This is a genomic window from Nocardia sp. NPDC057440 (assembly GCF_042802915.1).
Lineage (GTDB): Bacteria > Actinomycetota > Actinomycetes > Mycobacteriales > Mycobacteriaceae > Nocardia.
Genome location: NZ_JBHVDF010000010.1, coordinates 258,670 through 278,919, shown reverse-complemented (window position 1 = coordinate 278,919; position 20,250 = coordinate 258,670). Strand labels below are relative to the sequence as shown.

17 protein-coding genes are annotated in these 20,250 nt (G+C 67.3%); 3 read left to right on the top strand and 14 right to left on the bottom strand.

Going from position 1 to position 20,250, the window contains the following annotated elements:
• The first annotated feature begins 94 nt into the window (after window positions 1–94).
• Entirely contained in the window at window positions 95–1,084 is a 990-nt protein-coding gene (locus ACFU4Z_RS22310; RefSeq protein ID WP_379065907.1) for an MHYT domain-containing protein, read from the top strand.
• An 88-nt stretch (window positions 1,085–1,172) separates the two neighbouring features.
• Here ACFU4Z_RS22310 and ACFU4Z_RS22305 read toward each other — a convergent pair whose 3' ends face one another.
• Both ACFU4Z_RS22305 and ACFU4Z_RS22300 read right to left on the bottom strand, forming a co-directional pair.
• Window positions 1,173–2,087: an esterase/lipase family protein gene (locus ACFU4Z_RS22305; protein ID WP_379065997.1), complete on the bottom strand. Its 915-nt coding sequence runs from the start codon at window positions 2,085–2,087 to the stop codon at window positions 1,173–1,175.
• A 184-nt stretch (window positions 2,088–2,271) separates the two neighbouring features.
• Window positions 2,272–2,919: a PadR family transcriptional regulator gene (locus tag ACFU4Z_RS22300; RefSeq protein ID WP_379065905.1), complete on the bottom strand. Its 648-nt coding sequence runs from the start codon at window positions 2,917–2,919 to the stop codon at window positions 2,272–2,274.
• Window positions 2,920–3,186: 267 nt separating this feature from the next.
• Here ACFU4Z_RS22300 and ACFU4Z_RS22295 point away from each other — a divergent pair, with 267 nt between their 5' ends.
• A complete protein-coding gene (locus tag ACFU4Z_RS22295; RefSeq protein ID WP_379065902.1) occupies window positions 3,187–3,876 on the top strand; it encodes a TetR/AcrR family transcriptional regulator in 690 nt (229 codons plus the stop codon).
• 48 nt (window positions 3,877–3,924) lie between these two features.
• Here ACFU4Z_RS22295 and ACFU4Z_RS22290 read toward each other — a convergent pair whose 3' ends face one another.
• The gene (locus ACFU4Z_RS22290; RefSeq protein WP_379065900.1) at window positions 3,925–4,479 is read right to left on the bottom strand and encodes a TetR/AcrR family transcriptional regulator; all 555 of its coding nucleotides are present in this window, start codon (window positions 4,477–4,479) and stop codon (window positions 3,925–3,927) included.
• Window positions 4,480–4,588: 109 nt separating this feature from the next.
• Between ACFU4Z_RS22290 and ACFU4Z_RS22285 the strand changes: the two genes are divergently transcribed.
• On the top strand, window positions 4,589–5,425 hold the full coding sequence (locus tag ACFU4Z_RS22285) for an NAD(P)H-binding protein (protein WP_379065898.1): 837 nt from the start codon (window positions 4,589–4,591) through the stop codon (window positions 5,423–5,425).
• A 385-nt stretch (window positions 5,426–5,810) separates the two neighbouring features.
• Here the strand turns inward: ACFU4Z_RS22285 and ACFU4Z_RS22280 are convergent, their stop codons facing one another.
• The 11 genes from ACFU4Z_RS22280 to ACFU4Z_RS22230 all read right to left on the bottom strand — a co-directional run bounded on the left by ACFU4Z_RS22280 (window position 5,811) and on the right by ACFU4Z_RS22230 (window position 20,179).
• Complete coding sequence (locus tag ACFU4Z_RS22280; protein WP_379065995.1) at window positions 5,811–8,603, bottom strand: hypothetical protein; 2,793 nt, start codon at window positions 8,601–8,603, stop codon at window positions 5,811–5,813.
• A 111-nt stretch (window positions 8,604–8,714) separates the two neighbouring features.
• Window positions 8,715–9,926, bottom strand: coding sequence for a methionine adenosyltransferase (gene metK, locus ACFU4Z_RS22275; protein WP_364901476.1), 1,212 nt, complete (start codon window positions 9,924–9,926; stop codon window positions 8,715–8,717).
• 310 nt (window positions 9,927–10,236) lie between these two features.
• Window positions 10,237–11,460: a bifunctional phosphopantothenoylcysteine decarboxylase/phosphopantothenate--cysteine ligase CoaBC gene (coaBC, locus tag ACFU4Z_RS22270; RefSeq protein WP_379065895.1), complete on the bottom strand. Its 1,224-nt coding sequence runs from the start codon at window positions 11,458–11,460 to the stop codon at window positions 10,237–10,239.
• Window positions 11,461–11,500: 40 nt separating this feature from the next.
• Window positions 11,501–11,782: a DNA-directed RNA polymerase subunit omega gene (gene rpoZ, locus ACFU4Z_RS22265; protein ID WP_328403067.1), complete on the bottom strand. Its 282-nt coding sequence runs from the start codon at window positions 11,780–11,782 to the stop codon at window positions 11,501–11,503.
• A gap of 26 nt (window positions 11,783–11,808) precedes the next feature.
• Window positions 11,809–12,393, bottom strand: coding sequence for a guanylate kinase (gmk, locus tag ACFU4Z_RS22260; protein ID WP_379065893.1), 585 nt, complete (start codon window positions 12,391–12,393; stop codon window positions 11,809–11,811).
• Between the two features lie 8 nt (window positions 12,394–12,401).
• Window positions 12,402–12,719 (bottom strand): integration host factor, actinobacterial type, encoded by a 318-nt coding sequence (mihF, locus tag ACFU4Z_RS22255; protein ID WP_040692163.1) that lies wholly within the window; start codon window positions 12,717–12,719, stop codon window positions 12,402–12,404.
• Between the two features lie 510 nt (window positions 12,720–13,229).
• On the bottom strand, window positions 13,230–13,418 hold the full coding sequence (locus tag ACFU4Z_RS22250; protein ID WP_379065890.1) for a hypothetical protein: 189 nt from the start codon (window positions 13,416–13,418) through the stop codon (window positions 13,230–13,232).
• Between the two features lie 879 nt (window positions 13,419–14,297).
• Entirely contained in the window at window positions 14,298–15,122 is an 825-nt protein-coding gene (gene pyrF / locus ACFU4Z_RS22245; RefSeq protein WP_379065993.1) for an orotidine-5'-phosphate decarboxylase, read from the bottom strand.
• A gap of 31 nt (window positions 15,123–15,153) precedes the next feature.
• Complete coding sequence (carB, locus tag ACFU4Z_RS22240) at window positions 15,154–18,507, bottom strand: carbamoyl-phosphate synthase large subunit (protein ID WP_379065888.1); 3,354 nt, start codon at window positions 18,505–18,507, stop codon at window positions 15,154–15,156.
• On the bottom strand, window positions 18,507–19,598 hold the full coding sequence (gene carA / locus ACFU4Z_RS22235; RefSeq protein ID WP_379065991.1) for a glutamine-hydrolyzing carbamoyl-phosphate synthase small subunit: 1,092 nt from the start codon (window positions 19,596–19,598) through the stop codon (window positions 18,507–18,509). Before carA ends, carB begins: the two co-directional genes overlap by 1 nt.
• A 74-nt stretch (window positions 19,599–19,672) precedes the next feature.
• Window positions 19,673–20,179 (bottom strand): transporter, encoded by a 507-nt coding sequence (locus ACFU4Z_RS22230; protein WP_379065886.1) that lies wholly within the window; start codon window positions 20,177–20,179, stop codon window positions 19,673–19,675.
• Window positions 20,180–20,250: the final 71 nt, after the last annotated feature.

Sequence of the window (20,250 nt, the reverse complement as noted above, 5' to 3'; positions counted from 1 at the left end):
CCACACCTGCGGTTCTCTGATGAGGAGATCTGGGGGCGTGTTCTCGACCTGCCGAGTCCGGACGAGTCGGTGGAGTCGGCCTCTCGTTGCCGAGTTGATCAGGTGGCAGCGCCGTCGTGAACAGGGAAGCGCACCGGTTGCCCATGCCATGGGCGTGATCAGCTACCGAGTCGCTGGCTCGCCCTTGTCCCGACCAGGCCAGGCGCTGAACTTTACTTTTTTTAGAGGAACTACTTCCTTTTTATTTGCTACACGGGGTAGCCTCCGAGTTGCAGCTGCCGCTATCGAAGCACTCTTCGGCATTGGAGTTCGTGTGCTGGAAATTCAGCATTTCAGCTATGGATTGGTTACGCCCATCCTCGCCTACGTCATGTCGGTCGTCGGTTCACTGCTGGGACTACGATGCGTAGCCCGGTCCCGGATCGGCGCCGGACACCCGGGCTGGCTTGTCGCCGCCGCGGTCGCACTCGGCGGCACCGGCATCTGGGTCATGCATTTCATCGCTATGCTCGGCTTCTCGATCAACGGAGCGTCGATCCGGTACAACGTGCCGATCACATTGCTCAGCGCGATCATCGCGATGGTGGTGGTGTGGATCGGGTTGTCGATCGTGAACCGGCAGCCCAAAAGGGCGTCCGCACTGTTGGGCGGCGGCACTGTTACCGGACTGGGCGTGGGGACTATGCACTACTCGGGCATGTACGCGATGAACTCCGACGCAATCATCGACTACGACATGCGCATAGTGGCGCTATCGATCGTCATCGCGGTGGTCGCGGCGACCGCGGCACTGTGGTTCACCCTGCACGTGCGTGGTTTGTTCGCCACCGGCGGCGCGGCCGTGATCATGGGGGTGGCGGTATGCGGTATGCACTACACAGGCATGGCCGCCATGCGCGCACACCATGCGACGCACCTGTCCCCGCCCTCGGGCGCCGGAGCAGTGCAGCTGCTGACCCCACTGATCACCATCGTCAGCATCGTGGCAATGGGACTTCTCCTCCACCTCGGCGTCACCAATGTGGGCGAATTCGCCGAGACAGCGGAAGACACGACGCCCCACGGATACTGGCCGACCCGCTGAGCACGTGCCCAGCCCCGGCCGCCCTGCCCGGTATCCGGCCACGCGGCCACCCCACGCCCGGCCCGGCGGCGCCAATCGTGCTCTGCGATCAGGAGTTTCCGGCGATGATCACTTCGGGGATGCCGGTGCCGAGGGCGACGGGTGCGCAGGTCGGCGCGGCCGCGTGTGCCGGATCCAGCACGGTGAGCAGCAGTTGCTGCACGAATGGGTCGTAGACCATATGGAAGTGACCGGTCAGGTCCGCGGCGCACAGGTCCTGTAATGCGATGTTGCGCGCGCCGGGACCGTGCAGCGCGATGTTCTCGAAGGGCTGGATCATCTCATCGACCCGGCTGCCGATCGTGGTGTACTGCACCCCGGGGACTGTGTCACCGCCGGCATTGAGTTCGATCATGAGCGGCGAACCCTGTGCCTGCTGCACCGCCGCCAGCGAAGTCACCAGCTGAAATGCCTGCAGCGCGCCGGGAATCGCCTGCGCGACCGGCACCAGTCCGTACATCACCCCGCCATAGCTGGGAGACGCGATGCCGACCCACCGGCCGACCTTGGGTGCGCCGCCGAGCTTGTTGGCGTAGAGCCGAGTCACGTTGGCGCCCTGGGAGAACCCGACGAGATCGACCTGCGTCGCTCCGGTGGCGGCGAGCACATCGTCGACGAAGGCACCGATCTGGTGCGCGCCCAGCCACAGATCCTCGGTTCCATAGCTTTCCGCACCCGGCTTGCCGCCGTAGTTGAGCGCGAAGACGCAAAAGCCTGCCGCGGTGAGCTGCGGCGCGATGGCCGACCAGTCGGAGTACGCGGTGGAATCGGTGCCGTGCGCGAGCACCACCGGCCGTGGGTGGGCGGCGGTCGGAGCGCAGCCGAAATTGTTGGTGCCTGCGGGAACCGCGTTCGGGTGCGTCCTCAGATACGTCGCGGCGGCCAGGTGATCCGGTTGCGGCGGAGCGGGTTCGGTGGGCACGTCCGCAGGCCGATAGCCCGCAGGTTCGGCCTGCGCCGCCATAGGTGCCGCGCCGGAGCCGGCGATGACGGCTCCGGCCAGCGCGCTGACAAGCGCGACACGACACAATTGTGAATAACCCCAACCCCACAATCCACCAGACTGTTCCATCTCACAATGATCAACCGAAAGGGTGTGAAATGCACGCCGGGAAGGGGTGTTTCACACTTCTGTTAGGTGGTGACTGCTATGACTTCTCAGGGCTTTCGTCCTCGGCGAGGATGCGGTACAGCGCCTTGCGCGCCTCGGTGAGCACCTCGGCCGCCTTGGTCGCCTGCGCGGGAGTGCCCGCTGCCGCGACCTGCCCGACCGCTCCCATCAACTGACCGACCAGCCCACGCAGATCGATGGCCTGTGCGCCGACGTCTTCCTTGACGTCCGCCCACGGGTCGCCGAGCTCGTCACGATTCGCCGTGACGTACTCGGTGCCGGTTTCGGTGAGCTTCGCGGTCTTTCGACCCGCCACCTTCTCGATGAGCACCAGACCCTCGTCCTCCAGCTGCGCAAGCGCGGGGTAGATGGACCCCGGGCTCGGCCGCCAGACGTCGTCGCTGCGCTCCCTGATCTGCTGGATGAGTTCGTATCCGTGCATCGGCCGCTCGGTGAGCAGCAGTAGCACGGCCGCGCGCACGTCACCGCGCCGACCGCGGCCACCCCGGCCACGTCCACGTCCGAAATGCGGACCGAACCCGGGGCCGAAGCCTGGACCGAACTCGGGACCGAAGCCGTGCCGTCCGCCGCGACGATGCTGATGCCGCTCGGGTCCGCACTCTTCCGCCCCTGGCCGGTTCCACCGGCCACGCCGTCCGAAATCTCGCTGTTCCCTGCTTTCCATGATTGCCTCCTCAGGCCTCCGTGTTCTTTTCATACTATCGACGATATATCGACAATGCATCGCTGACAAGAGTGTGGACGAACACAAACCAACCGGGCGGACAAAAAGGGAGGCCGCACACCGATTCGATGCGCGGCCTCGGACCAACGGCGGAACCACCCTCCGCACGGCAGTCAGCCCCTAGGGCAGCCCGACGGAACACGCATGGCAGCTGGATGTGGGGCCTTAGAGTCATAACAATGTTATTCACAGTAGATTAACGCAGCTATGGACGGCAGTCGGCGCGAAGCGGATCCGGACCCACGTCAAAAAATCATCGAAGCGAGCCTGCGGTTGCTGGAAGAAGGTGGCACAGAGGCGCTACAGGCACGCCGAATCGGCGCCGAAATCGGCGCTTCCACCATGGCCGTCTACACCCATTTCGGTGGTATGCACCGGCTGCTGGAAGCGATTGTCGCAGAAGCACTCGCCCGCTTCGGCGCGGCACTCGCGGCCGCGCCCGTTAGCGACGACCCGGTGGCGGACCTCTTCCGCATGGGCCAGGCCTATCGGCGGTACGCACTGGCAAGTCCGCAGCGCTATCGGTTGATGTTCAGGCTGGCCACGCCACCGAAACCGGGCCCGAAGCCGACAGTCTCGACCAGTCGGGCCACACTGCCGGTCGGCGACACCGGTTTCGACGGACTGATTCGAACGGTCGAGCGAATCATCGCCGCCGAGCGGATTCGCGACGGTCGCGCGACCGACGTAGCCGGCCGGGTCTGGGGTTTGACCCATGGCATGGTGATGCTCGAACTCGCCGGCTACCTCGGGTCCGATGGACCGAGCGTCGCCCGCGCTCTCGACGCGACGCTGCTCGACCTGCTCGTCGGCATGGGCGACGACCGCGATCGCGCGACACAGTCGCGGGCGCGAGCCGTCGCGGACATCGAGCAGGCGCGCGTCGCCGACCAATGACCGCGCCACACCCGAATCATCCAGGCGCGACCATGGGCCGGACCGCGATCACGATTGCAGTCCATCGATCCAGCGCTCGAGGCGAAGCCCCTCGGTGCGCATGAGCTCGGGGTCGCGGAAGGTGTTGGCAAGCAACGATATCCCCTGATACGACGCGACCAGGGCCACCGCCAGCTCGCCCGCATCACTGCGCCCCATCGCGGCGAATTGCCGCTCGACCCAGTCGATCAGCGCACGCATATTCGCCGCCGACTCCCGATCGAGGCCGTCGGCGCGCTTGCCGAGCTCGGTGGCCAATGTCCCTGTGGGACAACCGAACTGAGCGGCCACCTCGCGCTGATCGATCCAACCCTGCACCAGCGCCTGTAACCGATCCCGCGGCTGCTCGTGCTCTTCCAGCACGACGATCAGATCCTGGAGCGACCGCGCGTGCGCGCCGAGGGCCGCCTGGACCAGCTGATCCTTGGTCTTGAAGTAGTAATACACATTGCCGACCGGCACTTCCGCGGCGGCGGCGATGTCGGCGATCGTCGTCTTCTCGACGCCCTGCCGATGGAACACCTCGGCCGCCGCGGCGGCCAGCCGCTCCCGCTTGCCTGTCATGCGCCCGCCTTCCATCGAGTTAGTTATTCAACTAACTATAGACAGATCTCAGGCTGTCGGCTACATTTCTGTTAGTCAGTCCACTAACTCAGGAGTTATCGTGATCGTTGTGACCGGAGCAACCGGCAATGTCGGACGCACCCTCGTGCAGACCCTCGCCGCGGCGGGCGAACAAGTGACCGCTGTGTCCCGCGCAACCGCGCCGCAGGCGCTGCCCGACGGCGTGCGCCACCAGCGCGCTGATGTAACCGCGCCCGAAACCCTCGCTCCCGCTTTCGCAGGCGCGAAGGCACTCTTTCTGCACGACACCGGCACCAGCGCCCATCTGATGGACCCGCGGGCCATTCTCGAACTCGCGAAATCCGCCGGGATACAGCGGGTTGTGCAACTGTCCTCGCAAGGCGTCGCCACCCGACCGGAGTCACCTTCCCATGGGCAGTTGGGACGATCGATCGAGGAGGCCGTGCAGGCGTCAGGGCTGGAGTGGACGATCCTGCGTCCCAGCGCCTTCGCCTCCAACGCCTACGCCTGGGTCGAGTCGGCCCGCACCCAGCGCACGGTCGCGGCGCCATTCGGCGATGTCGGCCTGCCGGTGATCGATCCGGACGACATTGCCGAGGTTGCCGCGGCGGCTTTGCGCGAGGACGGCCACGCCGGGCAGATCTATACGTTGACCGGTCCCGCCCTCAGCACACCGCGTCAGCGCGCCGATGACCTCGGTGCCGCGCTCGGCGAGCCGATCCGTTTCGTCGAGCAGACCCGCGAGGAGGCGCGCGCGCAGATGGTGCAGTTCATGCCGGAACCGGTCGTCGAGACCACGCTGGCCATCATCGGCGCACCCACTCCGGCTGAGCAGCAGATATCCCCCGACGTCGAAAAGGTGCTCAGACGCGCACCGCACAGCTTCGCGGACTGGACGCGGCGAAACGTGGTCGCGTTCAAGTAATCCGGCCTGCTGACAGCGTTCGAGGGCGAACGCTGTCAACTCGGTCGCGGGACTGTTCAGGCTCGGCGGTAGCGCATGCCCCCGAGGTTGCGGACGCCACGATCGCGACGCACGCGATGGTGATGATGCGGTAGCGCGAATCAGTCGTTATTTCTCCACTCAACCATGAGATCCCGTGGACCGCAGGCCCACTCGCGCTGCGCCACCGCTGTCAGTCGGTAGTCGACGGGGCTTGAACGGCCGCTGTCAGCCGATGTCGACCGGGTCTGCTCGGACGCGAGCAACCCGCTGCCGACCAGGGCGTACCAACGACGGCCAGTCCATCCGCACCGGACTTGCCCGAACACCAACAGACCGAAGCCGGCTCGCGCCTGGTAGGCCACCGTCAGCCGATGTCGACCGGATCGATTTGAACGCGAAGAGGTGCGTCGGATCGGTGGGTGCTGCGAACTGCTTGGGCGGCGGTAAGGGCTCGAGACAGCGCTGCGCCGGCAGCGCGATCGACGCGCAGAAGCATGCGTTCGACTTCGGCGGGGCTGTCGCCGGCAAAGGGTTTGCGGGCGCCCGGTGGGAGGGGGACGGGGCCGAGGACATCGACGCCTTCGGGAAGATTTGCGGCAGAGAGCAATTCGGCGACCGCATCGGCGGAGCCGTCGACGGCGGCCATGCGGACCGCGGGCGGGAAGCCGACCTCGAGTCGACCGGCCACCTCGGCGTGCGCATGGCCGACCGGATCCCACCGCAACAGCGCTTGCACCGTGGGAATCGACGGGTCGGCCATCACGATGACCTGCCCGTGCGCGCGAACCAAGGTGGCGGCGGACATCCATCGCCGCAGCGTGTCCTCGGCCGCGCGCAGGTCCGCCCGGCTCAGCAGCGCCCAGCCGTCCAGCAGCAGTGCGACGCCATAACCGCCGGGTAGCACCGGTTCGGCGCCGACCGTGGCGACCACGACCTGCGGGCCCGGTTCGACGGTGTCCAGCATCGCACCGCCGCTGGAACCGCGAATCGGCACACCGGGAAACGCGCGACCGAGCTCTTCCGCGGTGCGCATGGCCCCGATCACGACCGCACGCAAGGCCCGGGACCCACAGCTCGCGCAGCGGAAGGCCGCCTCGACGATGCCGCACCAGCGACAGCTCGGACTGTGCGCGACGTCGTCGTGCGGCGAACGAACCTCCGGCAGCGCAAGTGGCCCGTTGCAGTGCCGGCAGCGCGCGGGCGTCCGACATTTCGCACAGGCCAGCGACGGGACATAGCCGCGCCGTGGCACCTGCACCAATACCGCCGCACCTTCTTTCAACGCCGACCGCGCGGCCGCGAACCCCACTCCGGGGATGCGCACAGCGCGCGCAATCGGATCGCGCTCCAATGCCATGTCGGTGTCCCCCGGTGCGCTGATCCTCGGCGAGAACTTCCGCACCACCCCACGGTCGGCGACCAGATCGTGCGCCCACCCCGAATCGACGACCGCCTGTATCTCCGCCGTCCGCGCGAACCCCGCCGCGAGGAAGGACGCACCCGTCTCGTGCGCGCGCAGCATCGCGACTTCGCGCGCATGAGAATACGGCGCTCGCTGCTCGGCATAGGTGTCATCACCGTCGTCCCAGATTGCGATCAGGCCCAGCTCCGTCGTCGGCGCGAACACCGCACTGCGTGTTCCGACCACCACCCGCGCCGTCCCGCGCAACGCCGCGAGCCACCGCCGATACCGGGCTGCGGGCCCCAGCCCGGCCGCCAATCCGACCGCCGAATCCCCCACCAGCCGAACGCATTCCGCCAGCACCCGATCCAGATCACGCTGATCGGGCACCATCAGGATCGCGCTGCGCCCCCGCCCGGCGACCACCGCAGCCAATTCCGCCAACCGTCGCGCCCAATCCTCCCCCGGCAACGCCTGCCACGCCGCCCGCGGACCCCTCCCCTGCCCGAGCGCATCCACGAACGCGGTCCCATGGATGTACCGGTCCCACGGCGTCGGATCGACAGCAAGCTCGGCGCTGAACACCACGGCCGCGGTGGGTGAGGTCTTCCCGACGCGATCGCCGTCACGACCGGATCCCGGCGCACGATCGACACCCGAATCCACGTCGGCCACAGCCGGATCGATGGACAGTACCCGCGCCGATGCCGCAGCCACACCAGATGCCGCAGTCGATTTCCTGACAGCATCACCGCCACCACCGGATACCGACGCGCCATCAACACCCGAATCCGCATCGACCGGAGCGATGACAATGGGGTCGCATGCGTCACCGCGCCGAGACCGGAGGCTCGATGTCTGCTCCGGCACATCGCCTGCGCCGACAGTCTCATCGCTCGGCACGGCAGGAGCACGGGTCGGACGCGAATCCGACACGGAGGCAACAGAATCGATGCCAATGTCATCGCGAGATCCGGAGGCCGAGATCGGCGCTGCGGCGTTCGTGGGGGAATTCGTTCGCACGCCAACCGAATCCGCGCCGGGCGGCGCGCTGTTCCCCACGACCGAAGCCACGGTCGGCGCGGACGCTGTGGCCGCCGCCGATCCGCCTGTCGAATTCGGGCCGACGCCTGAAACGGTTTCGGCCGCATCAGCTTTAGCGGTAGCGATCGCGCGAGGCGACGCCGCGCTCAGCGTGGAGCCTGCGGCCGTCGTACCTCCGCCGCGATCATCGCCTGAAACGGAGTGGGCACCAGCGGCCACAGCTGGGTCAGCCTTCGGAGCAGACGCGCCGGATGCGGTGCCGCCACGTCGACCGGCGTCATCAGCAGACCGTTGTCCCGCCGCATGCTCCGATTGTGCATCGCCGGACGCGACCGAATTTTCTTGCGCCACTACCGGTTCGGCCGGCTTCTTCGAGCCGCCGGTTTCGGTGCGGGCGTGGCGGGGCGGGATGGCCAGGCGCAGTACGTCGGCGCGGGTGCCTGCGTAGCGGGCGGCGACGACGGTGGCGAGCTTCAGGATTTCGGGAGTGAGAACTCGCTCAGGGGAGACGACGCGTTCGAGTTTGACGAGCTTGCCGGAGTGGTCACTGCGGGCGAGCCGGGCCAGCAGGTAGCCGTCGACCAGGCGGCCCGCGAAACGGACGCGGACTCGGACGCCGGGTTGGGCGATGGCGTCCAGTTCAGGGGGGACCAGGTAATCGAAGTCGCGGTCCAGGTGGGCGGGCGACAACAGCGGGAGCACCCGCGCGATGGGTGCTCCCGCTGTTGTCGAGTCGTGTGCCGCCCTTGCTCCCGTGGACGCGGCGTCCGCGGGAGTGGCGGGGAGGTCCGCCGTGGGCTGTTTCACGCGGGCCGGGTCGGCTTACAGGCCGATTGCCGCGCGCAGTTTGTCGGCGCGATCGGTGTGCTCCCACGGCAGGTCGATGTCGGTGCGGCCGAAGTGGCCGTACGCGGCGGTCGGTGCGTAGATCGGGCGCAGCAGGTCGAGGTCGCGAATGATCGCGCCGGGGCGCAGGTCGAAGACCTCGGTGATCGCACTCGAGATGCGGGTCGGGTCGACCTTCTCGGTGCCGAAGGTCTCCACGAACAGACCGACCGGAGCGGCCTTGCCGATGGCGTAGGCGACCTGGACCTCGACGCGGTCGGCCAGTCCGGCCGCGACGACGTTCTTGGCGACCCAGCGCATGGCGTACGCGGCCGAGCGGTCGACCTTCGACGGGTCCTTGCCGGAGAACGCGCCACCGCCGTGGCGGGCCATGCCGCCATAGGTGTCGACGATGATCTTGCGGCCGGTCAGGCCCGCGTCACCCATCGGGCCGCCGAGCACGAACTTGCCGGTGGGGTTGACCAGCAGTCGGATGTTCGAGGTGTCCAGGCTGGGCAGGTCCAGATCGGCGACCACCGCATCGACGACCTTCTCGCGGATATCGGGCGCGAGCAGGTTGTCCAGATCGATATCCGCGGCGTGCTGGGTAGAGATGACGACCGTGTCCAGGCGAACCGGCCGGTCGCCTTCGTATTCGATGGTGACCTGGGTCTTGCCGTCGGGACGCAGGTAGGGCAGCACGCCGGACTTGCGGACCTCGGTGAGCCTGCGCGAGAGACGATGGGCCAGCGCGATCGGCAGCGGCATGAGCTCGGGGGTATCGGTGTTCGCGTAGCCGAACATCAGACCCTGATCGCCCGCGCCCTGGCGCTCGATCTCGTCGTCGGAACCCACGGTGCGGGCCTCGTGCGAGGTATCCACGCCCTGCGCGATGTCCGGCGACTGCGCGCCGATGGCGATATTGACGCCACAGGAATTTCCGTCGAAACCCTTTGCGGACGAGTCGTATCCGATTTCCAGGACCTTCTCGCGGACAATGCGCGGAATGTCCGCGTATGCCGACGTGGTGACCTCACCCGCGACGTGGACCTGACCGGTCGTCACGAGAGTTTCCACCGCGACTCGGCTGCGCGGGTCTTCCGCGAGCAACGCGTCGAGAATGGAATCGCTGATGGCATCACAGATCTTGTCCGGATGACCCTCGGTCACGGACTCACTGGTGAATAGCCGGCTGCCGGACGTGCGCACAGTTCTTCCCTCTCCCTTAACGGGTTACTCGTGTCGGTTTGCGACAGTAACGTGCTGCCGCCACCGCGCAACCCTTCATCTCAGACTATTCCAAACCACCGACGCCATGGCCCGTGGTCGAACGCTGTCTCAGACTATTCGGCGACCGGCGCGCATTGCCGGATCTTCATCCCGACATAGCGTCGCTCGCCTGAATATCTGCACCGCGGCCGACCGGTCGGTGGTAGTGATTACCTCGACACCGCACTACTCACGGCGCGCGGCAAGACTCGAACGAATCATTCGCACCGAAGCATCGGCGCACGACGGCTCAGCGCAACAACGGGCCGAGCGCGTCGAGCACCCGGCTGGCCAGCAGCGCCTTCGACCCGTGGTCGAGCGCCTGTTCGGTGCCGTCCGCACCGAGCAGCCAGCCGTCATTGGTGTCGACCTCGAATGCCTTGCCCTCGCCGACCGCGTTCACGACCAGCAGATCGCAACCCTTGCGGACCAGCTTGGCTCGCGCGTGAGTGAGCACGTCGCCCTGCTCGTCACCGGTCTCGGCGGCGAAGCCGACGATCGCGGTGCCAGGCAGCTGGCCGTCGCGGCGCGACTGCACCAGACCGGCGAGAATGTCGTCGGTCTTGGTCAGCGCGATCACATCCGGCTCGCCCGCACCCTTCTTGATCTTGGCCGCGGCCACGTTGGTCGGCCGGAAATCGGCCACCGCCGCTGCCATGATCACCGCGTCGGCGCCGACCGCGTGCTTGTCCACCGCGGTCTTGAGCTGTTCGGCCGTCGTCACGTGCACCAGGTCGACGGCGGCCGGGGCGGCCATCTCGATCGTGTTGCCCGCGATCAGCGTGACGTGGGCGCCGCGCTGCGCGGCGACCCGTGCCAGCGCGTAGCCCTGCTTGCCGGAGCTGCGGTTGCCGAGGAAACGCACCGGGTCCAGCGGTTCCCTGGTGCCACCCGCGGTGATCACCACGCGGCGGCTTTCCAGATCACGCGGGATCGCGTCGGCGCGCTCGAGCAGCAACGTGGCGAGTCCGAAGATCTCCTCGGGCTCGGGCAACCGTCCGGGTCCGGTGTCGGTACCGGTGAGGCGGCCCGACGCGGGTTCCATGACGATCGCACCGTGCGCGCGCAGCGTCGCGACATTGGCGATGGTGGCCGGATGCTCCCACATCTCGGTGTGCATCGCGGGCGCGAACACCACCGGACATCGGGCCGTCAGCAGCGTGGCGGTCAACAGGTCGTCGGCGCGGCCACTCGCGGCACGCGCCATCAGATCGGCGGTCGCCGGGGCGATGACAACGAGGTCCGCCTCCTGACCGAGCCGCACGTGCGGTACCTCGGGCACGTCCGCGAACACGCCGGTGTGCACCGGGTTCCCGGACAGTGCCTCGAAGGTGGCCTTGCCGACGAACTGCAACGCCGACTCGGTGGGGATCACCCGAACCTGGTGCCCGGTCTCGGTGAACCGGCGCACAATCGAACAGGCTTTGTAGGCGGCGATCCCTCCGCCGACGCCGACGACGATCCGTGTGGTCACTACGCCTCCGGCCTAGATGTGGTCACTGCGTCCGCTCGAACTACTCGCCTTCGGCGTGCTCGAGCAGATCGGAGTGGATTTCGCGCATCGCGACCGACAGCGGCTTCTCCTGCAGACCCGGCTCGACCAGCGGACCGACGTACTCGAGGATGCCGTCGCCGAGCTGGTTGTAGTAGTCGTTGATCTGCCGGGCCCGCTTGGCTGCGTAGATGACCAGGGCGTACTTGGACGAGGTGCGCTCCAGCAACTCGTCGATCGGCGGGTTGGTCAGGCCGATCGGAGTGTCGTATGCCGGGGCGGGCTTGATGTCCGTACTGCTCACTAGGGGCGCTCCTGCGGGGGTGGGGGTCACGAACTCGAATTTGTGCTAACAAACAACGATACCAACTGCTCACACGCGCTGGTCACCTCGTCGTTCACGATGACGATGTCGAACTCGTCACAGGCCGCCAATTCGGTCCTGGCGGTTTCCAGCCTGCGCTCGATGACTTCGGGCGATTCGGTGCCGCGCGACCGGAGCCTGGTGACCAATTCGTCCCAGCTGGGCGGAGCGAGGAACACCAGCAGCGCCTCGGGCATGGCCTTGCGCACCGACCGCGCGCCCTCGAGATCGACCTCGACGAGCACGGGGAGTCCGGCGGCCAATGCCTCACGTACCGGACCCGCCGGGGTGCCGGAACGTTGTAATCCTCCGTGGATGTCCGCCCACTCGAGAAGTTCGCCCGCCTCGATCATGGCGTCGAACTCGTCCCGGGTGACGAACCGATAGTCCCGGCCGTCGACCTCCCCGGGCCTTGGGGCCCGGGTCGTTGCCGACACGCTGAAGACCAAGTGGGGCAGCCGCTCACGGACGCAGCGCACCACAGTGGACTTACCCACGGCCGAGGGGCCGACCAGTACAACCAGTCGACCCTTCCGCGTGTGTCCGATCACCTTCGTTGTCAGGCGAAGTCGAATCGGGCGAGCAGCGCCTTGCGCTGCCGGTCACCCAGTCCGCGCAAACGCCGGGTGGGGGCGATCTCCAGCTCGCTCATGATCTCAGCCGCCTTGACCTTGCCCACCTTGGGCAGGGCTTCCAGCAGCGCCGACACCTTCATCTTGCCGAGAATCTCATCGGACTCGGCGTCGGTGAGGACCTGCTTCAGGTCGGTGCCACCACGCTTCAGGCGCTCCTTGAGCTCCGCCCGAGCGCGGCGAGCGGCCGCCGCCTTCTCCAAAGCAGCGGCGCGCTGCTCGTCAGTCAGCTGGGGAAGGGCCACGGTTCCTCCGTCTCATCGTTCATTGCATCAACTCCTGCCGGTAACCCGGCAGTCTCAGCGACCGTACCCACGACGTCCGCCGATTGCGAACCCACCCCCCAGGTCAGCGCATGATTCGCCGGTATCGTAGGGGCAGACCCGGCCGGATCGACGCACCCCTTTGTCTGCTGCGCCGATCCTACCGCCGAAACCCCGAAATGCCCCGTACACAGGGCTTTTCCAGCAGCAAACAGGGTTAGCGGGGGGATTGCGGTGGCACGGCGCGCGACCCCAGCAACTGGGCAACCGCCCGACCAGGAACTTTCTCGGAATTTTCCGCGTGTCGCGTCGTCTTTCGCGTGTCGGGTGCTCGGAACGCGAAGAACAACGGCCTCGAACCTCGCCCGTCAACGGCCGAATCGATCCCCAGAGCCGCCCGATTCCCGCGACCACACCCTGGTGCCGTTTCACCCCGAAACCGCCGCAGACGGGCGGCCAGCCGTCCACACGGCCCCGTCCGCGTCCCGGCCATCAGGTCGCGGCGGCGTCGACGCGGAGATGTTCGAGGATGGTGCGCACACGCCGGTCGCGCGCCGCGCTCGGCGGCAGCTGGAGCTCGGCGAAAATGGCGTTGATGCGCTTTTCCGCCGCGCTGTGGGTGATGAACAGCTCATTGCAGATCGCCGCGTTGCGGTACCCCGCCATCATCCCGGTGAGCACATCGCGTGCACATTCGGTGAGCCGGTTCAGCGGCGATTCGGTCGACTGCGCATGCGAGTCGAGAATCTTCAGCTCCCCCGGAGGAGCAGCCTGCGATGCCTGTGAATTCGCTGCGTTTCGATTCCATTGTCATCGCGATGCCTTCGGCACCAAGAGCACTTCGCCGTCGGGACAGTAGAACCAACCACCCGGTCCGGCCGACCTGACCCACAGCGGCGGGGTGTGGTTTTCGCAGGCCATGAGGAAACCGCATGGTCGTCGTGCTCCGGGGCGGCCCAGCGTCGAACATCATGCAGAAGAAGCCGATTCGAATGTCCGGTGCCGTAACCGTGGCGACGATGTCGCTATCCGTGCAGGTCGTGGCTATGCCGCCAGAGGATGCCGTGGCCGCTGCCGTAACGCGGATCACGGCCACATCGGCGACGGATGTCGGATTGCGGGTGTCGGATGCCGACGCGCACAGGGGGTCGGCAAACAGCTGCGACCGCACCCATCGTGTCCAACTCGCGGCGGACAGTCACTTCCGAATCGGCAGCGTCACAATGACATTCGCCGCTACGGTGGTGCTGCACCCGGCGGACGAGGGGCGAGCGCAGCGCGACAGATCGATCGCCGAAAAGTTGCCGGGCATTGTTTCCGGCGGCGAACCGGCGCCGCTATCTCGCCGAACCGAAGCCCGAGTTCGGGGACGACGGCGCAGGCGGCCGCCGCGACGATGTCATCGACCTCGTGCCGCTCGCCGCCGGAACCCATCGATGGATGCCATCGAGCCGCCGTGGTCCCCGATATAACTCGACCACGGCGGTCGACGTGGATGCCCGGTCCCGTTGCGCTCCGCGTGGCTGCCATCAGCGCTGCGGAGGGGCCGCGGGTACCCGATCAGGCATGCAGGAAGGCGAACTCTTCCTGCAGCTGCGCGGTCTTCGCGCACAGCGCCGAAACGGACGGGCCTGCCGCGAGCACTTCGCGCGAGGCGGTCGGCACCACCGCACCGAAACCGGCCTCGGACACCAGAGCGCGAATCGAATCCGCTCCCCCGCCCTGTGCCCCGACCCCCGGCATGAGAATCGGCCCGTTGAGCTTGCTCAGGTCCGGGGCCTCGGTGAGAGTGGCGCCGACAACAACTCCGACAGAACCGAATTCGGCGCCCGCGTTGCGTTCGGCCGCCGCATCGACCAAGGTCTGGGCGATGGTGCGGCCGTCCGCCGCGGTAATGCGCTGCAGTTGCGCGCCCTCGGGATTCGAGGTGGCGGCGAGCACGAAGACACCGCGGTGGTTGCGCTCGGCCAGGCCCAAGGCCGGATCGAGCGAACCGAATCCGAGATAGGGCGACACAGTCACCGCGTCCGAGCCGAGCGGGCCGTCGCCGAGCCAGGCACGGGCGTAGGCGTCCATGGTGGAGCCGATGTCACCACGCTTGGCGTCGGCGAGCACCAATGTTCCGGAAGCGCGCAGCACGCTGATCGTGCGCTCCAGCACCGCGATGCCCCCCGACCCGTAGGCCTCGAAGAACGCCACCTGCGGCTTGACCAGCGCGACACGACCGTCGAAGGCCTCCACGCAGGTCTCGGCGAAAGCTTCGAGGCCGTCGACGTCGTCGGTGAGGCCCCACGCCTCGAGCAGTTGCGGATGCGGGTCGATGCCGACGCACAGCGGCCCGAAGTGCCGCATCGCGTGCCGCAGCCGGGTGCCGAACGTCTTCACCGCACCGCCTCCTTCGTCGATCGCGCGATCCTCAGCCACGAAGCGCCGAATGCAGTTCCTGCAGGGACCGCACCCCGATGCCACCGTTGATGGTCGCCTCGATGCCCTGCACGGCCGCGGCCGCACCCTGCACCGTGGTGATGCACGGAATATTCACACCGACCGCGGCGGTGCGGATTTCGTAGCCGTCCACACGTGGCCCCGAGTTGCCGTAGGGGGTGTTGAACACCATGTCGACCTCGCCGTCGCGGATCTGCTCCACGATCGACGCGATCGGCGCCTCGCCACCGGATTGCGGGTCCGAGTGCTTGCGCACCTGTTCGCACGGAATTCCGTTGCGGCGCAGCATTTCCGCCGTGCCCTCGGTGGCCAGGATGCGGAAGCCGAGGTCGTGCAGGCGCTTCACCGGGAACACCATGGCCCGCTTGTCGCGGTTGGCGATCGAGACGAACACGGTGCCCTCGGTGGGCAGCGAGCCATAGGCGGCGGCCTGACTCTTGGCGAAGGCGGTGCCGAAGTCGGCGTCGATGCCCATGACCTCGCCGGTGGACTTCATCTCCGGGGAGAGCAGCGAATCCACGCCGGTGCCGTCGGCCTTGCGGAACCGGTGGAAGGGCAGCACCGCTTCCTTCACCGCGACCGGCGCGTCCAGCGGGACGTGCCCGCCGTCACCCTCGGCGGGCAGCATGCCTTCCTTGCGGAGTTCGGCGATGGTGGCGCCCATGGTGATCCGGGCCGCGGCCTTGGCCAGCGGCACCGCCGTGGCCTTGGATACGAACGGAACCGTGCGGCTGGCGCGGGGATTGGCCTCCAGCACGTAGAGCACATCGTCCTTGAGCGCGTACTGCACGTTGAGCAGGCCCTTGACACCGATGCCCTTGGCCAGCGCGATGGTGGACCGGCGCACAGCTTCGATATCGCTGCGTCCCAGGGTGATCGGCGGCAGCGCACAGGCGGAGTCGCCGGAGTGGATGCCCGCCTCTTCGATGTGCTCCATCACGCCGCCGAGGTAGACCTCCTCGCCGTCACACAGTGCGTCGACGTCGATCTCGATCGCGTCTTCCAGGAATCGGTCGACCAGCACCGGATGCTCGGGGCTGAGCTCGGTGGCGCGGGAGATGTAGCCCTCGAGGGACTGCTCGTCGTAGACGATCTCCATGCCGCGCCCGCCGAGCACATAGGACGGTCGGACCAGCACCGGGTAGCCGATGCTCGCGGCGATCTTCTTGGCCTGCGCGAAGGTGGTCGCGGTGCCGTACTTCGGCGCGGGCAGGCCCGCGGCGACCAGCACGTCACCGAACTCGCCACGATCCTCGGCCAGGTCGATGGCCGCGGCACTGGTACCGACCACCGGGACGCCCGCGTCGGTGAGCCGCTGCGCGAGCCCGAGCGGGGTCTGCCCGCCCAGCTGCACGATGACGCCGGCGACAGTGCCGGATTCGGACTCCGCGTGGAAGACCTCGAGCACATCCTCGAAGGTCAGGGGCTCGAAGTAGAGCCGGTCGGCGGTGTCGTAGTCGGTGGAGACGGTCTCCGGGTTGCAGTTGACCATCACCGTCTCGTACCCGGCCTGCGACAGCGTCTGCGCCGCATGGACACACGAGTAGTCGAACTCGATGCCCTGGCCGATCCGGTTCGGCCCCGAGCCGAGGATGATCACCTTGTCGCGTTCGCGCTGCGGCGCGACCTCGGACTCGGCTGCGGGGTCCAGCTCGTAGGTCGAGTAGTGGTACGGGGTCTTGGCCTCGAATTCGGCGGCGCAGGTGTCGACGGTCTTGAAGACCGGCCGCACACCGAGCCGGTGCCGCAGGGTGCGCACGCCGGTCTCGCCCGCGAGTTCGGCACGCAGCGCGGAGATCTGGCGGTCGGAAAGGCCGTAGTGCTTGGCGCGACGCAGCAGCGTCTCGTCGAGCACTGGCGCGTCGATGATTTCCTGACGCAGTTCGACGAGTCCGGCGACCTCGGCGACGAACCACGGGTCGATGCCGGAGGCCTTCGCGACCTCCTCGATGCTCGCGCCGAGGCGCAGCGCGCGCTCCACCTGGTAGATGCGGCCCTCGGTCGGGGTCCGCAGATCTTCGAGGATGGACTCGGTGGCCGCGGCGACCGCTTGTGGGTCGCCGCCATCGGAGGGGGCCCACTTTCCATCTGCTTCTGTCCAGAACCCTGCGGCCTTGGTCTCCAGCGAGCGGAGCACCTTGCCGAGCGCTTCGGAGAAGTTGCGGCCCAACGACATCGCCTCGCCCACCGACTTCATGGTGGTGGTCAGCGTCGCGTCCGCGCCGGGGAACTTCTCGAACGCGAACCGTGGCGCCTTGACGACCACGTAGTCCAGCGTCGGCTCGAAGCAGGCCGGAGTTTCCTTGGTGATGTCGTTGACGATCTCGTCCAAGGTGTAGCCGATGGCCAGCTTGGCGGCGATCTTGGCGATCGGGAAGCCGGTGGCCTTGGAGGCGAGCGCCGAGGAACGCGAAACGCGCGGGTTCATCTCGATGACGATGAGGCGGCCGTCGGCGGGGTTCACCGCGAACTGGATATTGCAGCCGCCGGTATCGACGCCGACTTCGCGCAGGATGTCGATGCCGAGATCGCGCAGCTTCTGATACTCGCGGTCGGTGAGGGTCATGGCCGGGGCGACGGTGACCGAGTCACCGGTGTGCACGCCCATCGGGTCCACGTTCTCGATCGAGCAGACCACCACGACGTTGTCGCGGCTGTCGCGCATGAGCTCGAGCTCGAATTCCTTCCAGCCGAGAATGGATTCCTCGATGAGCACGTTCGCGGTGGGTGAGGCGGCCAGGCCGCCGCCCGCGATGCGGTCGAGGTCGTCGTCGTTGTAGGCCATGCCGGAGCCGAGGCCGCCCATCGTGAAGGAGGGGCGAACGACCACGGGGAAACCGAGCTCGGCGACGGCGGCTCGCACCTCGGCCATGGTGTGGCACACCGCGGAGCGGGCGCTCTCGCCGCCGACCTTGGCGACGATGTCCTTGAACTTCTGCCGGTCCTCACCGCGCTGGATGGCGTCGAAGTCGGCGCCGATCAGCTCGACGTTGTACTTCTGCAGCACACCGCGTTCGTGCAGGGCTACCGCGGTGTTCAGCGCGGTCTGCCCGCCGAGGGTGGCGAGAATGGCGTCGGGACGCTCCTTGTCGATGACCTTCTCGACGAACTCCGGCGTGATCGGCTCCACGTAGGTGGAATCGGCGAACTCCGGGTCGGTCATGATGGTCGCCGGGTTGGAGTTCACCAGCGATACCCGCAGGCCCTCGGCCCGCAGCACCCGGCACGCCTGGGTGCCGGAATAGTCGAATTCACATGCCTGGCCGATAACGATCGGGCCAGAGCCGATCACCAGGATGTGCTCGAGATCCTTGCGGCGAGGCATCAGGCTCCTTCCATGAGACCGGCGAAACGGTCGAAGAGATAAGCGGCGTCGTGGGGGCCTGCGGCAGCCTCCGGGTGGTACTGCACGGAGAACGCGCGGCCGTCGACCAGGCGGACGCCCTCGACAGTGCCGTCATTCGCGCAGACGTGACTGACCTCGGCGCGGCCGAAGGGCGTGTCGAACTGCTCCCCCGCCTCACCCTCCAGTGCGAAACCGTGGTTCTGCGCGGTGATGGAGATGCGACCGGTTTCCCGCTCGATGACCGGGATGTTGATACCGCGGTGGCCGAACTTCATCTTGTAGGTCTTGCGCCCGAACGCCCGGCCGAGAATTTGATTGCCGAAGCAGATGCCGAACAGGGGCAGACCTTTTTCCAGCACGCCCTGGGTGATCGCGACCGCACCGTCCTGAGTAGCCGGGTCACCGGGACCGTTGGACAGGAACACCCCGTTCGGGTTCAGCGCCAGAATCTGGTCCAGCGAGGTGGTCGAGGGCACCACGTGCACCCGCATCCCACGCTCGGCGAACATCCGCGGGGTGTTGGTCTTGATGCCGAGATCGACCGCGACGACCGTGAAGCGGGGATCACCGACCGGCTCGATGGTGTAGAGCGCGTCGGTGCTGACCTCTCGGGCCAGATCCGCGCCCAGCATCGAGGGCTGGCCGTTCACCCTGGCCAGCAGCTCATCGGTACCGGTCAGTGCGGCGCCGGAGAAGATGCCCGCCTTCATCGAACCGCGGGTGCGCAGGTGGCGCACCAGCGCGCGGGTGTCGATTCCCGCGATGCCGACCACGTCCTGACGACCCAGCTGGTCCTGCAGTGTCCCGGTAGAGCGCCAGTTCGACGCGATGCGCGAGGCATCGCGGATCGCGTAGCCCGCGACCCAGATCTTCGAGGACTCGTCGTCCTCGTCGTTCCAGCCGGTGTTGCCGATCTGCGGAGCCGTGGCCACCACGATCTGCCGGTGATAGCTGGGGTCGGTGAGGGTCTCCTGATATCCGGTCATCGCGGTGCAGAACACCGCCTCACCGAGCGTCTCACCCACGGCGCCGTAGGCCGTGCCACGGAACACCCGCCCGTCTTCCAGCACCAGAGCTGCCGCTTCTGCCTGCCCTCCGGTCGCCCGACCACCGCCCCCCACCGAATCGCTGCGCGATCCTGCATTCATTCGTCTTCTCCCGTCGTCGCTCTGGTCGGATCCGCTCGCCAAGCCGGGTACACCGTCTTGTCGTCGCCCCGGAAACCGGTGTCTATCTCGGTTCCGGTGGGCAGCTTCCAGCGAATTACCAGCACACCATCTTCTGTCATGACCTTGCCCGCGTGCCCACGTTCGGTGCGCACCGCCGTGATGGATTCCTGCGGAATCCAGATCACCGTCGCCCCCTCGCGCTCGAGCAGAATTCCGCGTTCGAATCTCGTGAGTTCCGCTGTGGCCCGGAAGCCCAAGTCGCCCACCGCAATCCGGTCCTGCCAGCTGGGCGCGATGGTGCTGCCGAGATACATTCCGGTGGTCGGTTCGAGCAGTTGCGCGCCGCAGTCGGCGGGCACCCCCGGTAGCTCACCGATGCTCGCCGCTTGGCGCGCTGCCCGGTTCTGCCAGCCTCGGTACATCAGCCAGACGCACAGCGCGAACAGCGCCAGCAGTCCTACCACCCACAGCGTTCTTTCCACTTACGGACCTCCTGTGTCCTGCGGGACACCCGCACCCGGTCGGCTTCGACGAGCAGCTGCGCACTGTTCGC